This is a genomic window from Mucilaginibacter sp. 14171R-50 (assembly GCF_010093045.1).
Classification (GTDB): domain Bacteria; phylum Bacteroidota; class Bacteroidia; order Sphingobacteriales; family Sphingobacteriaceae; genus Mucilaginibacter.
On record NZ_CP048115.1, the window covers coordinates 1,850,051 to 1,868,354 of the forward strand.

Here is an 18,304-nt window from a genome sequence, read left to right on the forward strand (position 1 = left end):
TAAATTAAGCCATTTAGGCTTGTTTAACCATCACAAAGATATTTTATTTATGTTAGCAAACGGACACAGGTAAACCAACAAGTATCAAAATTATATGTTATTGTAAGATGGATCTGAAACTGAACAACAAGGTGGCAATTGTACTTGCGGCCAGCAAGGGCTTAGGCAAGGCTATTGCAATGGCATTATCTGCCGAAGGCGCAAAGGTTATCATTGGCTCTCGTGATGAAGCCGCACTGAACAAAACCGCTGCGGAAATTAAGCAGACCACCGGTAACGACGTGATAGCCATCCCGGTTGATGTTGCCGACGCTGCACAGGTAACCGATTTTATAAGCAAGGCCGCTGATGCTTTTGGTCGTATAGATATTTTGCTAAATAACGCCGGCGGCCCGCCCTTTGACAAGTTTGAAAATTTTGACGATAGCCAATGGCAAAAGGCATTCGAACTTAATTTACTGAGTATGGCGCGCACCAGCCGCCTGGTATTACCTCACCTGCAAAAAACAGGCAGCGGGCGCATCATTAATATTATAAGCGGATCGGTTAAATCGGTGCTGGCTAATTCTGTGTTATCAACCGCTATGCGCATGGGCGTTGTGGGTATGGCAAAATTGATGGCCGATGAATTCGGCCCTTATAACATCACGGTAAATAACGTAGCGCCCGGCCTTATCCTTACCGACCGTATAAAACATACGCTGCCAAAAAGTGCCGACCCGGATACGGCGCTGGCCGAAAAAGCCAAAACCATCCCGCTTGGCCGTATTGGCAAACCCGAAGAACTGGCCGCGCTGGTGGCGTTCCTGGCATCAGAACAAGCTGCCTATATAAGCGGGCAAACCATACAGGTTGATGGTGGAGCGGGGCGTAATATTTATTGAGGTTTTTTACCGTCCAGCCTCTTCTTTTTCATAGCACGGAAACCAATTGCAAGCACACAGCCTATAGCGGCGCCTATCAATACGTTTTTCCATTGCTGGTTTTGTGCGCCAACAGCATACAGGCTGAAGATGGCAAACAGTATAATGAGCACACCTGCAAATACCACCACAAATATCTTAAAATTCATAACTGCAAAATTACAAATTACTATCCAGCCATGCTACGCGTTGTGTAAGCCAGGTTTTTAATTGCGCAACTTCCCTGGGGTATGAGCCTAAAACAACCGGGTTAGGCCAAACGTATGTATCCAGAATATTCCATGTAGAAAAATTTTCGTGTGCCGATAAGGTTAAATAAGCCTGGGTTTGGTCAATGTTCTTATACATGGCCGGTATGCCGTTAGCTTTTAAGAATTGCCAGCGTGCTTTCACTTTTGCCGCAAACGCAGCGTCCTGAAACAGGCGGTTAAACCACGGCCCGGTACGTACCCACCAACCATCGGGTTTAGTAGCGTCGCTGTAATCAACATTTCCAGCGCCCAGGTCAAAATCCCAGGCGGGGCCCATACCCAATTTGCCGCCCCTGTCTTTATAATAAAACATACTGCTAAAGTTTGCCGCGTCCTGGTTCTTAAATAATTCGTTGACCAGGAACCAGTTGATGAACGAGTCGGTATTGATATACCTGGCATAGCCATTTACAGGATCGGCGAAGTTTGCTGCAAATATGGCATTTTCGGTATCCTGAATATAGGTTTTAATATAAGCCATTTGGGCCGGAGTAATGCTTCCGGGCTCCTTTACCGTAAAGGGCAGGTTTGCATTTGTTGTAAACCGGTTTTCATCTTCCTGCCGCTGGTCAAGCTCTAATAAATAGCCGCCTGTAATGTTAGGATCGGCGTTATCTCCGCTTTTTATTTCGGTGATGTTAACGCGTCCGGGATTTACTTCTACCTGTTCGGTTAGCATATAATTACCCACGTAGCTGCCATTCATTACCACTTCAACAAATATCCCATGCGGGGTAAAATCGCCGTTAAGGCTTTGCGCCACACCATCGGCAATATAGTTACGCATAAGTGTTTTATCAGAATAGTTGGCGAGCAGTACCCAGTTTTTAGCGGCGGGCAAACCCAGCACTTTTGCCTTCGAATTGAATTTTAAGCGATATGGCTTTTTGGGGTGTAAAACCCAGGTAGAGTTACCCCGGCCTTTTATTTGTAGTGCAATATCGTTTGTTTCCTGTTCATAAAGCCCGTTGGTGTTTATATTAAGTGTGCCGGTAACATAATCGTCTTTTGATACCACCGGGGCCGATGTTGTAAGGTTAAATATGGGCAGGCCGGTAAAGTTAAATATGCTAACCGTATAATCGGTAGTGCTGCCTTTAGAGTCGGTTATAGAGTAAATCACCGGTTTGCTAAAATCGTTTGATGTTACACCGCTTTTTTGTACCACGCCATTAACCTTCACTATCGATGCATTATCTTTTAGCTTGTAGGATAATATCAACTCGTGCAGGGATTTTGTACCGGGAGTATACCCTTTTATCCTGGTACCCTCTATAGTTAAAACAACATCGGTAAAAATCTGGTCCGGGTTTTTAGCAGCTTCTATTTTAAATTCAAACTTGCTTACAACGGGTTCTATAACCGGCGGAATGATCACCGAATCTTTTTTACACCCAAAAACTAATAACAGAAAGCAAACTGAGGTAATGTGTCTCTTCATTTAACGCGTTTATAATCTGCAAGATATTAAAAAAAAGATGCAACTATGCGGTAAGATACACCCGCAGGTGTTGAAAAATGTTTGCAGGTTATTTATACTTGCACAGATGGATAAAACATTATCAACTCAAAAATATAAAGCTTTAACAAAGCTTGCTGCCGGCGATTACCAGGCCTTTTTATACGATTGTGACGGCACCCTTGCAGATAACATGGGCGCTCATAAAAACAGCTACATACGGGTAGCTGCGGATGACGGCGTAGTGATAGACGGAGATATTATTGACGAATTTGCCGGCCTGCCTATACTTAATGTTGTCGACGAAATAAACAAACGTTACAACACCACCTTTGAACCTGCCGATTTTGCAGCCCGTAAGCACAAGATATTTTTTAATGAGTATATTGAACAAACCCAGCCTATAGAGTATGTGGTGAACCATTTAAAGAGCCATGCGGGAAAGATTAAAATAGGAGTGGTATCTGGCGGCAGCCGTAACTCGGTAACCAAAACGCTGCAGGTACTGGGCATTTACGATCTGGTTGAAGTGTTGATATGCGCAGGCGAAACCGAACGCGGAAAGCCCTTTGCCGATCCGTTTTTAGTCGCTGCCGAACAGTTGGGTGTTGAGCCTCGCCACTGCCTGGTTTTTGAAGATGGCGAACCTGGCGTACAAGCAGCCGAAGCAGCCGGCATGCAGTGGATTAGGATTGATAAGGTGTAATTAAAAAACGTCATTGCGAGGTACGAAGCAATCTCTTCAGGATCGGTATACAACTTGCATAGCCGATTTGCTTAAAGAGATTGCTTCGTACCTCGCAATGACACGTCGGTCACTTATAAGCGTTTATTTATTCCCCATCATTTTATCCCTTACCGCCTTAAACTCCGAGCCTTTTTTCCAGCCAGGGAAGGTGGTTTCGTTGCTTAGCTTAACGCCAAGTTGGTACATCAGGTTGGCGGTTTGGGCCATGCCTTTCGTGTCCATAGCTTCGCTGTACTCGTCTGATGGCTGGTGGTAATGTTGCTCGTTGTATTCCTTAGCTTTTTCCTTGCCAAATTCTTCGCCGCGCTGGATGCTTTTTGAGCCGTTATGCAGATCGAGCGCCGGTACGCCCACCTTAGCAAAGTTAAAATGATCTGACCGGTAGTAGCTGCCCGAACCCGGTGTTTCATCACCCACAACATCCCAGCCTTTTGGTTTGGTGAGTGCTATTACATAGTCGTCCAGATCGTTCTGCCCTTTGCCGGTGATAGAAAAGTTGCTGGTTTCGCCAAAATCTGATAAGGCGTCAATATTAAGGTTGGCAACAGTTTTATTTAGGGGATAGATAGGGTGGGTAGCATAATATTCCGACCCTAATAAACCCTGTTCCTCGGCAGTAACCGCAAGGAAAACGATCGAACGTTCCGGTTTGGTTTTTTGCTGTGTGAACTTTTTAGCAACGGCCAAAACAGCAGCTACGCCACTGGCATTATCAACCGCGCCATTGTAAATGCTGTCGCCTTTTGCATCAGGTTTGCCAATGCCAAAATGGTCCCAATGTGCGGTATATAAAATGGTTTCGTCCGGCCGCGCGGATCCTGTTAAACGGGCTATCACGTTGTGCGATTTAGAGTATTTGAGCGTATTTTTTAAATTTAATGATACGGTGCTTTTCAACGGTACTGCCTTAAAACCTTTTTTACGGGCATACTCGCGGATATCGCCATTGACGCCCGCGGCCGATAGCAATTTTGTGGCAGCCTCTTCGCTCATCCAGCCTTCAACCATGCAGCGGTTCATGTGTTTATCTGCCTGCTGCAGGTAAAGCTTTGATCCGGTAAAGCTGTTTTGAATTACCTGCCAGCCGTAGCTTGCCGGGTCCGTTTGGTGAACGATAATAACACCGGCCGCGCCCTGCCGCGCGGCTTCTTCATATTTATAGGTCCAACGGCCATAATAACTCATGGTATCGCCCTTAAATAGCTTTTCTTTGGCCTTAAAGCCCGGGTCGTTAACCAAAACAATAACCGTTTTACCCTTTACATCAAGGCCTTTATAATCGTTCCAGCCGTACTCTGGCGCAACCACGCCAAAGCCCGCAAAAATTAACGGAGAGTTTTTTAAACTCAGGCTGTCCAACTCGCGGCGGGTCGATGCTACAAAGTCAACACCCGGTTTAAGGGATGTTGTTGCCGCTCCACTTATCCTCATTTCCTGCGAGGCAGAGGTTATCTCAACCAGCGGTACCTCCTGAAAGTAACTGCCATTGTTGCCCGGCTCAAGCCCCAGCTTTTTGAATTCCCGGGCTATATAGGCAATGGTTTTATCCTCGCCCCGGGTAAACGGCTTACGGCCTAATAAACTATCATTGGCCAAAACAGCAATATGATGGCGTATATCGGCAGCCATGCCCGTATCCGGGGTTGTAACGATGGTTGTTTTCTTTTCGTTACCTGCACAACTGGCCAGGAGGGTGGCAGCGGTCAAAAAGCTTATGAAGTTTAGTTTCATGGTTCAGAATGTTTGTAGATCAAATATAGGAAAGCTTTGGATTGTTTGCAGGTGCTAATGGTAAAGGCTTGGTTACACGGGCGGCGATAACTCACCCCGCGACACTACGTGCGCGACCCTCTCTACGCTTGCGTAAAGAGGGTTTAGAAGATTAAAAAACCTCCCCTCTCTGCTGCGCAAAGAGGGTAACAGCTTTTTGTTTTGCAAAGAGAGTGACTCTTACACCCCCTCTTTGCGCAGCAGAAAGGGGGCAGGGGGTGAGCCAACCCGGCAAAGCATTATATACGGCATGCGTGTCCGGATAAATCCCATCCTATCAAAATCTCTCCGTCATAATTACCCTATTAACTATCATTTAATAATAAAAATCCGTATTTTTGCAACCTTTAAAATTCGAGGCGAACATATTGATGTACAAGGAATATAAGCAGTTAAATCTATCGCAAACAGGTAAAGAAGTGCTGGATTTCTGGAAACAGAACGGCATATTCGCAAAAAGTATCAGCAGCAGGCCGGCAAGCAAGCCGTATACCTTTTATGAAGGGCCGCCAAGCGCCAATGGTATGCCGGGTATTCACCACGTAATGGCCCGCTCCATCAAAGATATTTTTTGCCGTTATAAAACCCTTAAGGGGTACCAGGTTAAACGCAAAGGCGGCTGGGATACCCATGGCCTGCCTATTGAACTTGCTGTTGAAAAAGCCCTGGGTATAACCAAAGATGATATTGGTAAAAAAATATCGGTAAAAGAATACAACGATGCCTGCCGCAAGGAGGTAATGCGTTATACCGATATCTGGAATGATCTTACCGAAAAGATGGGGTATTGGGTCGACCTTGAAAACCCGTACATCACCTACGAGAACGAATACATTGAAACCCTTTGGTGGATACTGAAACAATTGTACGATAAAGACCTGCTTTACAAAGGCTATACCGTACAGCCGTATTCGCCAAAATCGGGCACCGGCCTTAGCTCGCACGAGTTGAACCAGCCGGGCACCTACAAAATGGTAAAAGACACTACCATTGTCGCCCAGTTTAAGGTAAAGAATGACAGCGATTCAGCCTTTTTATTTGACGGTGTAAGCAGCGATGTGTTTATCCTGGCCTGGACGACCACCCCATGGACATTGCCGTCAAACTGCGCATTAGCCGTTGGCGAAAGCATCAGCTACGTACAGATAAACACCTTTAATCCTTATACCTACGAACCCATTAGCGTGGTGTTGGCTAAGGACCTGGTGAAGAAATACTTTAAGGCCGAGGGTGAGAACGCATCTTTTGAAGATTACAAAGGCGGCGATAAAATTATACCCTGGACATTGACCCGCGAGTTTAAGGGTACCGACCTGCTGGATATTCACTACGAGCAGCTAATGCCGTACGTAACAAATGCGGAATTGGAGCAAAACGCTTTCCGTGTGATCCCGGCTGATTTTGTTACTACCGAGGATGGTACAGGCATTGTGCACACCGCATCGGTTTTTGGTGCGGATGACTTTAGAGCATGTAAGGAGAATAACGTGCCATCGGTAATGGTAAGGGACGAGAACGGTAAAGAAGTGCCTTTGGTTGATAAACAAGGCCGCTTTGTTGAAGAGGTTACCGATTTTGCCGGCCGTTACGTAAAAGAAGAATACTATTCCAACGAAGACCGTGCAGCGGAAGGGTTTAAACCGACTGATGTACTCATCTCTATAAAGTTAAAGACCGAGAACAAAGCATTCGACGTTAAAAAATACGAGCACAGCTACCCCCACTCGTGGCGCTCAGATGAACCTATACTTTACTATCCCTTAGACAGCTGGTTCATCCGCACCACAGCGGTGAAGGATAAAATGGTTGCGCTGAATAAAACCATTAACTGGAAGCCCGAAAGTACCGGTACAGGCCGTTTTGGTAACTGGCTGGAGAATTTGGTTGACTGGAACCTGTCGCGTTCGCGCTACTGGGGTACCCCGCTGCCTATCTGGCGCGAGGAAGATGGCAAAGAAGAAAAGTGCATTGGTTCGATACAAGAACTGAACGCCGAGATACAAAGATCAATTGAGGCCGGTTTAATGCCTGCGGGCTTTAAACTGGAAGACATGCACCGCCCTTATGTGGACGATGTAATATTAACATCATCGACCGGCAAACGCATGCTACGCGAACCCGACCTGATTGACGTTTGGTTTGACAGCGGCGCCATGCCTTACGCACAATGGCACTTTCCGTTTGAAAATAAAGAAGAATTTAAAAATGCTTATCCGGCAGATTTTATTGCTGAAGGGGTTGACCAAACCCGCGGCTGGTTCTTTACACTGCACGCCATAGCGGTAATGCTGAGCGAAGCGAGCGACGAAGTAAAAGCCATTAACGAGCAGGTAGGCAACAAAGGCGTTGCGTTCAAGAACGTGGTATCAAACGGTTTGGTGCTCGATAAGAACGGTAACAAAATGTCAAAACGTTTGGGCAATGGCGTAGATCCGTTTGAGACCATCGAGCAGTTTGGCGCCGATGCTGCCCGCTGGTATATGATCAGTAACGCGGCCCCATGGGATAACCTGAAATTTAATATCGAAGGGCTGGACGAGGTTCGCCGTAAATTTTTCGGTACACTGTACAATACTTACTCGTTTTTTGTGCTTTATGCCAACATCGATAAGTTTAAGTACGAGGAAGCCGAGATAGCGATAGAGGACCGCCCCGAGCTTGACCGTTGGATCATATCGCTGTTAAACACCCTTAGCAAGGAGGTTGATGACTATTACGCCGATTTTGAACCAACCAAAGCGGCCCGTGCCATACAGGAATTTGTTGACGCTCACTTTAGCAACTGGTACATCAGGCTAAGTCGCCGCCGTTTCTGGCGGTCAGATAACTCTGAAGATAAGCTCTCGGCATACCAAACGCTTTACACCTGTTTAATAACCATCAGCAAGTTAATGGCGCCTATTGCACCGTTCTTTGCCGAGCGTTTATATACCGACCTGAACAGCGTTACCGGTAAAGAGGAGTTTGAATCGGTACACCTGGCGTACTACCCCGAATACCATAACGACCTGGTTGATACCGCCCTGGAAGAACGCATGCAGTTGGCGCAGGATATTTCATCACTGGTGTTATCGCTTCGTAAAAAAATAGAGGTGCCTGTGCGCCGGCCGTTGAGCAAGATTTTATTGCCAATACTGGATAAGAAATTTAAAGCACAGATAGAGAAGGTGAAAGAGCTGATCCTATCAGAGACCAACATTAAGGATATTGAATACATCACCGATGCTGCCGGTTTTATCAAGAAAAAGATAAAACCCAACTTTAAAGCTTTGGGCGCCAAGGTAGGAAAGGATATGAAAGATGTGGCCGCTGCTATCAATGGGTTTGATCAGCAACAGATAACCGAATTGGAAACAAACGGCTCTATCCTGATACTTGATGCTAAACACTCGATACTACTTTCTGACGTGGAAATTATAGCCGAAGATGTACCTGGATGGCAGGTTGCAAATTTAGGAAAACTAACCGTGGCTTTAGATGTTACGATAACCGATGAGTTGAAAGAGGAGGGTATTGCAAGGGAATTTGTAAACCGTATACAAAATAACCGTAAAGATAAAGGATTAGAAGTAACCGACCGCATAAACGTAAGTGTGAGTTGCGGCACCGGTATCTGGAAAGCACTGGAAAATAATTTATCATATATTTGCGCCGAAATTTTAGCAGACAGCCTTGTGCTTGATAATCAGCTATCTGAAGGCGTTAAGGCCGTGATTGATGAGAACGAAATTTTGATCGCTATAAGTAAAAGTTAAATGGAAAACGAAAAAACAAGGTATTCTGATTCGGAATTAAAAGAATTCAAGGACCTATTATTAGAAAAATTACGCAGCTCTAAAGAAGAGTTGAGCGCACTGGCTACGTCGCTAAGCTCGCCGAACGCGAACGGTACTGATGATACTGCGGGTACGTATAAAACACTTGAAGATGGATCTGCGACGTTAGAGAAAGAACAGATAAACCAATTGGCTGCCCGCCAGAAGAAATTTATTGAGCAGTTAGAAGCCGCTTTGGTTCGTATCGAAAACAAAACCTATGGCATTTGCCGCGAAACCGGTAAGCTTATTCCAAAAGAGCGCCTGCGTGCTGTTCCGCACACAACGCTTACTATGGAAGCTAAATTAAAGCAATAAATGAAGGCTGCTTATACAAAACCTTTTTTAACCGCAGCATTTATCATTTTACTCGACCAGATCATCAAGATCTGGGTTAGGGGCCATATGTCCTTGGGCGAAGAGATACGCTTTTTGGGTAACCGGGGCATGTTGCACTATACCGAAAATAACGGTATGGCCTTTGGCATGGAGCTTGGCGGCGAGTTTGGCAAACTGGCTTTAACGCTGTTCCGTATTGTGGCCGTTTGTGGCATTGGTTACGCACTGGTCTTCCTGATTAAGCATAAATATCACCGTGGTTTAATTATGATGGTAGCCCTGATACTGGCAGGCGCGCTGGGTAATATTATTGATTCTACCTTTTATGGCGTAATTTATAACTACGCAAGCTTGTTTCATGGGCGTGTTGTTGATATGTTTTACTTCCCGCTGTTAACAGGGCAATTCCCACATTGGGTGCCGGTGTGGGGCGGTCAGGACTACATTTTCTTCCGGCCGGTATTCAACCTGGCCGATGCATCTATATCAGTAGGGGTTATTATGATACTGCTAAATCAAAAGCGTTACTTTAAACAGCAAGTGCCCGAAGAAAGCAATCCTAATAGCGAAATGGTGGAGGAGTAACACCTTTTAAATAATTTCAAAGCCTTCCGGATACGGGAGGCTTTTTTGTTTTATTGCAATATGAGTATAAAGCAATTACCAATTATTTGTCAACCATGTGCTTATACGCCAGGGTGGAGAGGGAACGCGGTGAATGTATATCCTTTTAGTTCTTCATTAGGAATGGCAGTGTTACAACGAGTCGTCAGTGGATGTCACTTTCTTTTCTCTCAAAAGAAAGTGACCAAAGAAAAGTCTCGGCTGCGTCCTGTTCTGTGAAAGGGTGTGCTAAGGCAATGCCTGTACTACCCGAACAGGCCAATGCCGCATTTTTTGGTGACGTTCCGTTTTTCAGGCTCCATTTAGGAGCGCGGGGGCTTGCTGTCAGAGTGAGCGGGCCGGGTGTATGGCGGGAATGCCGGTTTAGCTTTTTTCGATAGATTGGAGCACAGCGAACAATCGAGAAAAAAGCGTTAAGAACCGGCAGGGCGAGCTGAAGCATTGCTCTGACTTGATCTTTTGCTTCTTTTCTATCAAGAGAAAAGAAGTAGCCCTCCGCGGCAATGAGCGGACCGGCGTTTATTAAAGCACTGGCCAGTTCTTCGTTAGAATGGGTTTGTGCAATTATTAAATATTTCAGCCTTACCTCTTTATTATCAACTTATTAAAACACACCGCGGTCTTACAGGTTACACATTATGTTTTTATGTATGTTTCAAATTAAACTTTTGATACGTAATTAACTCTACACACTATATACTTATTTAATACTTATGAAAAAGTTATTTTTATTTGCCGCTTTATTCGCCACCACATTTGGGGCATTTGCACAAAACGCCGACATGCGCCGAAAAATTGAAGTTACCGGCATTGCCGAACAAGAAGTTACTCCTGATATTATAAACGTTTCTATATCCCTTAAAGAATATCTTAACGGAAAAAAGAAGGTTACAATTAGCCAGTTGGAGGCACAATTGGAGAAAGCCATTGCCGAGGCCGGTATTGCAAAGGAAGACTTTACAATTAATAACCTCTCTTCATGGAACTATGAAACAGAGAAGAAGAAGAACCCCGACTTTTTGGCCAGTAAACAATATGGCGTTAAGTTTCGCGACTTGAACAAGTTTAACCAGATCATGAGCAAACTGGACCCCAAGGGCATTCAAAGCACCAATATTGATAGCTATGATTACTCAAAAATTAACGAAGTGAAAAATCAACTAAAGTTGAAAGCGTTGCTTGCCGCAAGAGACAAAGCCGCTTTCTTAGTAAATGGTTTAGGCGATAAGCTAGGCAGCGCATTGAATATTACCGAGAGCGATAACAGCAGTTTCCCGCAGCCCCGTATGTACGCTAACGTGATGTTCAAATCGGCCGCGGCTGATGCAGCGGTGCCTGAATCGGATATCGATTTCAAAAAGATAAAACTGAGTTTTCAGATAAACGCCGTGTTCGAGATAAAATAATCGACCCGCTATATTAGGATAAGCAGCCCTCGCAACGATAATTGCGGGGGCTGTTTTGTTTATTGCCAAACATTTAATTTATGGGGATGTTACTAATAAAAATAAAAGTATGAAAGCTTTAAAATATATAACAATAGCAGCGCTTTTAACCATATCTGTAACCGCTTGTAAAGATCGCAGTAACGCCACATTAGGCGGCACCCAGGATACGGTTGCAAAAGCCGGCACGGGCGATCCTGGGAATACCCACGCGGCAGATTCTACAAAAATGGATAGTACCAATGCCGGTAATGCCGACCCTGCAGGCCATGGGGCCAGCGACACTTCGGATGCGCGACCCGTTCATTAACAGGTAATTAAATATTATTTTTTGCTCAATGGGGGTTGATATTGTAAAATATACATTTTATCTTCGTGTCCCCCAAACGGTTTGAGCATGATAGGTACCCGTTCAAAGAAAGTGCTTTTGGTGGCCCCGGAAGCTTTTCCCGACCAGTTGCTGGCCGAGTACGATAACGTGAAACACATTTCGGTAATCGCCGCTATATTTCCGAGTATACATGAACTTAAGCCTGACGTTATCCTGTTTCACCATGCACACATGGCCCATCATATAGAAAGGGTGCTGCGTCGTTTGCAAACCAATCCGTTTTATAAACACATCAAAATTTGCTGCTACAAACGCAATGAGAGCATTAGTGCAGATGCGACCTTAAAGGTATTAGGCGTACACCACATGATATATCATGCCGACCTGCAAAAAGAACCGAAAAGCAGCGCTACGTTAAACGCTATAAATAACCTGCTGAACGCCTCGTTAATCAAGCTGATGGCGGGCGTAGTTTAGCAGATGCAGCAGGGTAGTTACCTGTTTGTCTTTTGTTTTACATCTTTTGACTCTTCATCATACCGTTCAATCATTTTACATAGGGCTAACACTTTTACAATAAATAGCTGTTAAACTTGCATGCTGATTATCAGTGTTAAATAAATTAACGTTGTTGAGGCCTAAAATGCATTTAGTAAAATGAAAATAGGAATAGTTTGTTATCCCACCTTTGGCGGGAGCGGGGTTGTTGCTACAGAATTAGGGAAAGCCCTTGCAGCCAGGGGGCACCAGATACATTTTGTTACCTATAACCAGCCCGCGCGCCTCGATTTTTTTTCGGAAAACCTTTTTTATCACGAAGTGTCGGTGTCCCAATATCCGTTGTTTGATTACCCGCCGTATGAACTGGCCCTTGCCAGCCGCCTGGTTGATGTCGTAAGGTTTGAAAAGCTTGACCTGCTGCACGTACATTACGCCATACCCCATGCCTCCGCGGCATTTATGGCCAAACAAATACTCGCTACTTATGGCATTTCAATACCGTTTATAACTACGCTGCATGGTACTGATATTACGTTGGTAGGGCAGGATAGTACCTATAAGCCGGTGGTAACATTTTCAATAAACAAATCTGATGGGGTAACTGCGGTATCAGAATACCTGAAACAAGACACCTACAAATACTTTGATATTGAACAGGATATTAAGGTAATACCAAATTTTATTGACCTTACACGCTTTAGCCTAAAAGCTAAAGATCATTTTAAAAAGGCCATTGCGCCTAACGGCGAAAAAGTGCTGGTGCATACATCAAACTTTCGTAAGGTAAAGCGTACCGAGGATGTAATAAAGATGTTTGCTAAAGTGGTAGAAAAGATACCATCTAAATTATTAATGGTGGGCGATGGTGGTGAACGATCAGTATGCGAGCAGTTGAGCCGCGACCTGGGCATTGCCGAGCACGTACGTTTTTTAGGTAAGCAGGATGCTATTGAAGAGATCCTTTCCGTCTCCGACCTGTTTTTAATGCCGTCGCAGTCTGAAAGTTTCGGGCTTGCCGCTTTAGAGGCTATGGCTTGTAAGGTGCCCGTTATAAGCAGCAATGCAGGTGGCTTACCCGAACTTAACCTGGAGGGTGTTACAGGGTTTTTAAAGGACGTAGGTGATGTAGAAGGAATGGCCGAAAGAGCCATATTTATATTGGAAGACGAAGAAAGGTTAAACCAGTTTAAAGAAAACGCGCTTGCACGCGCAAAAGAACTGGAGCTATCTAATATAATGCCTTTATATGAAAATTATTATCAGGAGGTTATTGAGCGTAGCAAGCGGTAATATTATATTATTACCATAACCTTTTGGCCTGATTTGTGTTTATATACCAATTAAAACACATATCATACCATCAACCATGAAAAAGATATTTCAAACATCAATTGCAATTTTAGCCCTTACCTTTATTTTCTCAGCTTGCTCAACACCTCAAAACACAAATTCGGGCGCAACATCTTCAGCTAATGTATCACGCGGGAAGTTTGTAGGCACCTGGACATTAACCAACGTAACCTACGATGGCCTGGTACCGGGCGCTGTGCAGAATGTATTTGACCAGGCATCGCCTGATGCATTTGTAGGCAGTACCTGGAAATTTACCAACAGCGGTAATGGTATTTATACATTAACCAACGGAACCTCGCAAACCATTTTTTGGTCGGTATTTAACGGCCCCACCGGTACGCAGTTTCAATTCAAAAAACTTTACGAAGGCGATAAGGCCAAAAACGTACAGGAAGGTTATCGTTTAGATATCGGTGTTATCGATAACACTACCATGACACTGCGATCGCCTGTAGCAATAGGTAACAGTAATGGCTATATAATTTATTCGTTTACCAAAGCCCGGTAAGCTGAATAAGATAAAAGCAAAAGAAGCCGGAAGTAAATCACTTCCGGCTTCTTTGCTAATCAGCTAAATTTTATTTTTTAATTACATCGCCGGGGCAAACTTTAAACAAACAGGGTTACCAACGGTAATGCGTGCAACCGTGCTGGTTATTTTACCGGTATTTTCATCTATCTTATAAACGGTAATGTTATCGCTGTTTTGGTGGGCTACTAACAAGTATTGCCCTGTAGGGTCAATCACAAAATTGCGCGGGCCTTTACCGCCTGATGGCTTACGCTCTATAAATGTTAGTTCGCCATTTTCCTGATTGATGGCAAATACAGATATATCATTGGCATCGCCGCGATTTGTAGCGTACAGGAATTTGCCGTTTGGCGAAACGTGAATATCGGCAGCGCCGGTCTCTCCCTTAAAACCATCAGGTAACAGGCTTATGTCCTGGCGTTGTTTTAGTTTGCCGTTATTATAATCAAATACAACCACTGTACTGCCCATTTCGGTTATCAGGTACATGGTTTTTTTATTGTTCGAAAAAGCCAGGTGGCGCGGGCCGTAGCCTGGTTTTACGCTTACAAAGGCAGGCTTTGCAGGTACTATAGGGTTGCTTTTGCCACCTTTGTATTTGGTGATATTAATTTTATCGGTACCAAGATCGGTATACAATACATATTTTTCATCGGGCGATAATACCGCGGTATGTACGTGCGCTTTTTCCTGGCGCTCTTTATTAACGCTATGGCCGTCATCTTTAATAGTTTGTACGGCAGGGGCGATAGATCCGTCTTCGTTTATAGGCAGCACTGCAATGTTACCGCCCGAGTAATTGGCTACAAAAAGGTTCTTCTGATCTTTGTCTACAGAAATATAGCACGGCGCGCCACCCAGGGTAGATACTTTATTGATAAATGTTAGCTTACCGGTTTTTGGCTCAAACGAGAACGAGCTTACCTCGCCGTTATCATTCTCGTTAACGGCATAAACAAACTTATTGTTATTTGATACGGTAAGGTACGATGGGTTGCTTACATCATCTATCTGACTTAAGTAGGCCAGTCTGCCGGTTTCGGTATAAAAACGGTAAACAGCAATCCCCTTGCTGGAACCGCTGGTATAAGCGCCCACAATAAGGTCGAAACTTTTGGGCGATTCCGTTTTTTTTTGAGCAGATGTTATTATAGGCAGAAGCATAGCTATCATCAACAGAGATTTTTTCATTCGTAATTGGTTTATAAGTGCAAGTTAATAAAATGATTAAAAAAGATAACACTACTTATTAATAATGTGTAAGACAGGATGATGCACGAATAGGTTTAATGGATGATGCATTTGAAAGGGGGATATAAACATTTGTCTGCTCAATCGCGCTAAATAGCCACTTATCACTCGAATACGTAGTTGCGGATAGCGGGGCAATCTGTTAGGATGACCTGCCTATATACATCGGGCTGCACAAAGCGCCACAACAATAAAGGCATCACTTACATGATGCCTTTATTGTTATTATTTTATTAAATGCTTTAGTTGTATCACTTCCTTTTCGTCTAGGTATCTCCACCTGCCACGCGGAAGGTCTTTTTTTGTAAGGTTAGCGTAAACCGACCGGTCAAGCTTCACCACGTCATACCCCAGCGATTCGAAAATGCGGCGCACAATGCGGTTTTTACCGCTATGTATCTGTATGCCTATTTCCTTTTTTGTGCCGCCGGCAACATACGATACGCTATCAGGTTTAATTATGCCATCTTCCAGCTCAATGCCAAACTCAATTTTATTAAGATCGCCCTGGCTAAGCGCCTTGTTAAGTTCTACCAGGTAAAGTTTGGTTACGCTGTTACGCGGGTGCGATAGCTTGTCGGCCAGGTCGCCATCGTTTGTCATCAACAATAAGCCTGTGGTGTTGCGGTCAAGTCGGCCCACCGGGTATATGCGTTCTCTGCTGGCTTTCTCAACCAGGTGCATAACCGTGCGGCGTTCCTGCGGGTCGTCGGTTGTGGTGATATAATCTTTTGGCTTATTTAGCAATACATAAACCATTTTCTCGCGTTTTAAAGCCTCGCCGTTGTAACGTACCAGGTCCTTAAGCGGGTCAACCTTGTGGCCCAGTTCAGATATCACTTCGCCGTTTACCGATACTACTCCCGCGGCTATCAGTTCGTCGGCTTTGCGGCGGCTGCATATACCTGCGTTGGCAATGTAGCGGTTAAGTCGTATCAGGCCATCATCCTTAGCCTTAACCACCGGGTTCTTACGCCCGCGCATGGTAGGTTTTGATGGTATATTATCGTTTTCGCTCTTACGGAAACCTGTAGACGTGCTTGGAAAGTCTTTTTTGCCGCCGCGTGTGCCTGCAAATTTCTTCTCACCAAAGCTTTTCTTTGGCCCATCAGTACCGGCAGGGCGCCTGTTAAAGGGCTTATCTAACGATGACGGATTTTTACGAGGGCCGTATGATGCCGGGCCTAAGCCTGGCTTTTTATAACTGCCACCTTCGCTGTCGCCGGTTTGTGGGCGGCCGCTGTAAGGTTTGTCACGTGGGGCAAAAGTTTTGCGGTCGTTTTGTGGCGCATCGCCGTAGCTGCGTTTTGGGCGGTCGCCATCTGTTGGGCGGCCGCTGTACGGCTTGCCTTTTGGCGAAAATGATCTTTTATCGCCACCGCCGAATGACGAGGCCTGGCCATAGCTTTTACGTGGCCTTTCGGTGCCGTCAGCATCTGGTTTACCGGTATTGGGTTTTGAATAGGTAGATCCTCTTTTATCTGTAGAGAAATTTTTTTTGCCATCTGCGCGACCTGCGCCAAAGGATTTTCCTGTGCTGGAAAATGATGGTCTTTTGGTGTTTTCGCCACCACTTTTTGAGCGGCCCTGTGATTTGTCGGGCTTGTCGTCGCGACTACCTGCTGGTCTTTTGAATACCATATTTTTTTGTTTTGCGCTTTCGCAGCGTGAGGGTCAAAAGTACTACAAATTAACCAAAAAAACAACTTTTTAATCAGGTCCAAAAAGCAGGTTTAAAGCGCTTTAAACGTCGATTTTTGGCCAGTTTTAAAATGTTCAAAACACTAAGTATAATATAAGTGTTTGATAATCTGCTTTATATAACGTACCTTTGCGGCACATCATACCAAAATGTTTAATTAATGAGTAAAATTGAAATGACTAAAAAACACTTAATTACGTGCTCCGTAATCTTGGTGCTGGTTATCATTTCCAGTCTTAACATTTTCAGTACCAACCCGGTATTTCCTGCAAAACATATCGCTTACACGCCTTCAAATTTACTGTTCAGCAAGCCCGCCGACGACTTTGAAGAAGCCTATAGTTTTGCCGACGAAGCCATACCGGTAAACGACAAAAAAGTAGATTTTAAATTAAAAAAATCAATAGCGAAGCACAGGTACAAAAACGTTCAGTCGAACGTTCTGCATTCAAAAGCCGATAAGCTTTTCCCTATCATCGAGCCTATCTTAAAGTTTTACGGTATCCCCGAAGATTTTAAGTACGTACCGCTGGTAGAGTCGGGTTTACAGTCTGGTACATCGCCAAAAGGGGCGAGGGGCATCTGGCAGTTTATGCCGGGCACCGCGCGCTCATATGGTTTAAAGGTAGGGCACGGTAAAGATGAGCGTTTGAACGTTCGTAAATCAACCATAGCCGCTTGTAAGTACATTAAAGAGCTGTACGGCGAGTTTAACAGCTGGACGCTGGCTGCCGCAGCCTACAACAATGGTTCGGTTAAACTGGAAAGGGCCATGGACAAGCAAAATGAGGATAACTACTTCCGCATGAGCCTTAACCGCGAAACCGGATCGTACGTTTACAAACTTATAGCGATGAAAGAGATCATCAACAACCCCGAAAAGTACGGCTATAAAAACTTTTATAGCTATATGCAAAAGCCACTGCCATATTCGGTAGCATACAACAATTAAAGTAATTTAATATTACGGAGCACTTTTAAAGGCCATCCCAAGCGGGGTGGCTTTTTTACGTTGTGGAAACCTTCACCTGAACACGGAAAAAGCTTTTATCATTTAAAAAAAAGGGAAAGAAAGAGTAACCCTTCGTTGCCAGCAACGAGGCGTCAAAAGGCCCGGCAACGGATTGACGGATGTGGAAATTTTTACATTAACCGGTACCTCCATCACCATGCTAACCCTTTAAATCACCACCACTTTTATGTATATTTGCGAACTTTTTTAGTAATTACACGGCCAACCAAAAACTAAGCCGTATCTGT

The 18,304-nt window shown here is 44.5% G+C and carries 16 protein-coding genes; 11 read left to right on the forward strand and 5 right to left on the reverse strand.

What is annotated here, in order from left to right:
• Window positions 1–107: 107 nt before the first annotated feature.
• Complete coding sequence (locus tag GWR56_RS08535) at window positions 108–884, forward strand: SDR family oxidoreductase (protein WP_162430700.1); 777 nt, start codon at window positions 108–110, stop codon at window positions 882–884.
• Here GWR56_RS08535 and GWR56_RS08540 read toward each other — a convergent pair.
• Together GWR56_RS08540 and GWR56_RS08545 are read right to left on the reverse strand one after the other, a co-directional pair.
• On the reverse strand, window positions 878–1,072 hold the full coding sequence (locus GWR56_RS08540) for a hypothetical protein (protein WP_162430701.1): 195 nt from the start codon (window positions 1,070–1,072) through the stop codon (window positions 878–880). The genes GWR56_RS08535 and GWR56_RS08540 overlap by 7 nt on opposite strands.
• A gap of 10 nt (window positions 1,073–1,082) precedes the next feature.
• Window positions 1,083–2,615, reverse strand: coding sequence for a CotH kinase family protein (locus GWR56_RS08545; protein ID WP_162430702.1), 1,533 nt, complete (start codon window positions 2,613–2,615; stop codon window positions 1,083–1,085).
• A 106-nt stretch (window positions 2,616–2,721) separates the two neighbouring features.
• Between GWR56_RS08545 and GWR56_RS08550 the strand changes: the two genes are divergently transcribed.
• Window positions 2,722–3,339: an HAD family phosphatase gene (locus tag GWR56_RS08550; protein WP_162430703.1), complete on the forward strand. Its 618-nt coding sequence runs from the start codon at window positions 2,722–2,724 to the stop codon at window positions 3,337–3,339.
• Window positions 3,340–3,462: 123 nt separating this feature from the next.
• Here GWR56_RS08550 and GWR56_RS08555 read toward each other — a convergent pair whose 3' ends face one another.
• A complete protein-coding gene (locus GWR56_RS08555) occupies window positions 3,463–5,112 on the reverse strand; it encodes a M28 family metallopeptidase (protein ID WP_162430704.1) in 1,650 nt (549 codons plus the stop codon).
• A gap of 410 nt (window positions 5,113–5,522) precedes the next feature.
• On the opposite strand from GWR56_RS08555, the gene ileS reads away from it, so the two are divergent.
• The 8 genes from ileS to GWR56_RS08595 all read left to right on the forward strand — a co-directional run bounded on the left by ileS (window position 5,523) and on the right by GWR56_RS08595 (window position 14,067).
• Window positions 5,523–8,906 carry an isoleucine--tRNA ligase gene (ileS, locus tag GWR56_RS08560; RefSeq protein WP_162433150.1) on the forward strand — a complete coding sequence of 1,128 codons (3,384 nt, stop codon included), beginning with the start codon at window positions 5,523–5,525 and terminating at the stop codon, window positions 8,904–8,906.
• The gene (locus GWR56_RS08565; protein WP_129878235.1) at window positions 8,907–9,284 is read left to right on the forward strand and encodes a TraR/DksA C4-type zinc finger protein; all 378 of its coding nucleotides are present in this window, start codon (window positions 8,907–8,909) and stop codon (window positions 9,282–9,284) included.
• Entirely contained in the window at window positions 9,285–9,890 is a 606-nt protein-coding gene (locus GWR56_RS08570) for a lipoprotein signal peptidase (protein WP_162430705.1), read from the forward strand.
• Between the two features lie 752 nt (window positions 9,891–10,642).
• A complete protein-coding gene (locus tag GWR56_RS08575) occupies window positions 10,643–11,335 on the forward strand; it encodes an SIMPL domain-containing protein (protein WP_162430706.1) in 693 nt (230 codons plus the stop codon).
• A 109-nt stretch (window positions 11,336–11,444) separates the two neighbouring features.
• On the forward strand, window positions 11,445–11,684 hold the full coding sequence (locus GWR56_RS08580; RefSeq protein ID WP_162430707.1) for a hypothetical protein: 240 nt from the start codon (window positions 11,445–11,447) through the stop codon (window positions 11,682–11,684).
• 87 nt (window positions 11,685–11,771) lie between these two features.
• The gene (locus GWR56_RS08585; protein ID WP_162430708.1) at window positions 11,772–12,182 is read left to right on the forward strand and encodes a hypothetical protein; all 411 of its coding nucleotides are present in this window, start codon (window positions 11,772–11,774) and stop codon (window positions 12,180–12,182) included.
• Window positions 12,183–12,362: 180 nt separating this feature from the next.
• Window positions 12,363–13,496: an N-acetyl-alpha-D-glucosaminyl L-malate synthase BshA gene (gene bshA / locus GWR56_RS08590; RefSeq protein ID WP_162430709.1), complete on the forward strand. Its 1,134-nt coding sequence runs from the start codon at window positions 12,363–12,365 to the stop codon at window positions 13,494–13,496.
• A gap of 76 nt (window positions 13,497–13,572) precedes the next feature.
• Window positions 13,573–14,067 (forward strand): lipocalin family protein, encoded by a 495-nt coding sequence (locus GWR56_RS08595; RefSeq protein ID WP_162430710.1) that lies wholly within the window; start codon window positions 13,573–13,575, stop codon window positions 14,065–14,067.
• Between the two features lie 81 nt (window positions 14,068–14,148).
• Here the strand turns inward: GWR56_RS08595 and GWR56_RS08600 are convergent, their stop codons facing one another.
• Together GWR56_RS08600 and GWR56_RS08605 are read right to left on the reverse strand one after the other, a co-directional pair.
• Window positions 14,149–15,282, reverse strand: a complete 1,134-nt coding sequence (locus tag GWR56_RS08600; RefSeq protein ID WP_162430711.1) for a lactonase family protein — start codon at window positions 15,280–15,282, stop codon at window positions 14,149–14,151.
• A 285-nt stretch (window positions 15,283–15,567) separates the two neighbouring features.
• The gene (locus GWR56_RS08605; protein ID WP_162430712.1) at window positions 15,568–16,983 is read right to left on the reverse strand and encodes a pseudouridine synthase; all 1,416 of its coding nucleotides are present in this window, start codon (window positions 16,981–16,983) and stop codon (window positions 15,568–15,570) included.
• Between the two features lie 221 nt (window positions 16,984–17,204).
• Between GWR56_RS08605 and GWR56_RS08610 the strand changes: the two genes are divergently transcribed.
• On the forward strand, window positions 17,205–17,996 hold the full coding sequence (locus GWR56_RS08610; RefSeq protein ID WP_238395335.1) for a lytic transglycosylase domain-containing protein: 792 nt from the start codon (window positions 17,205–17,207) through the stop codon (window positions 17,994–17,996).
• The last annotated feature ends 308 nt before the right edge of the window (window positions 17,997–18,304 follow it).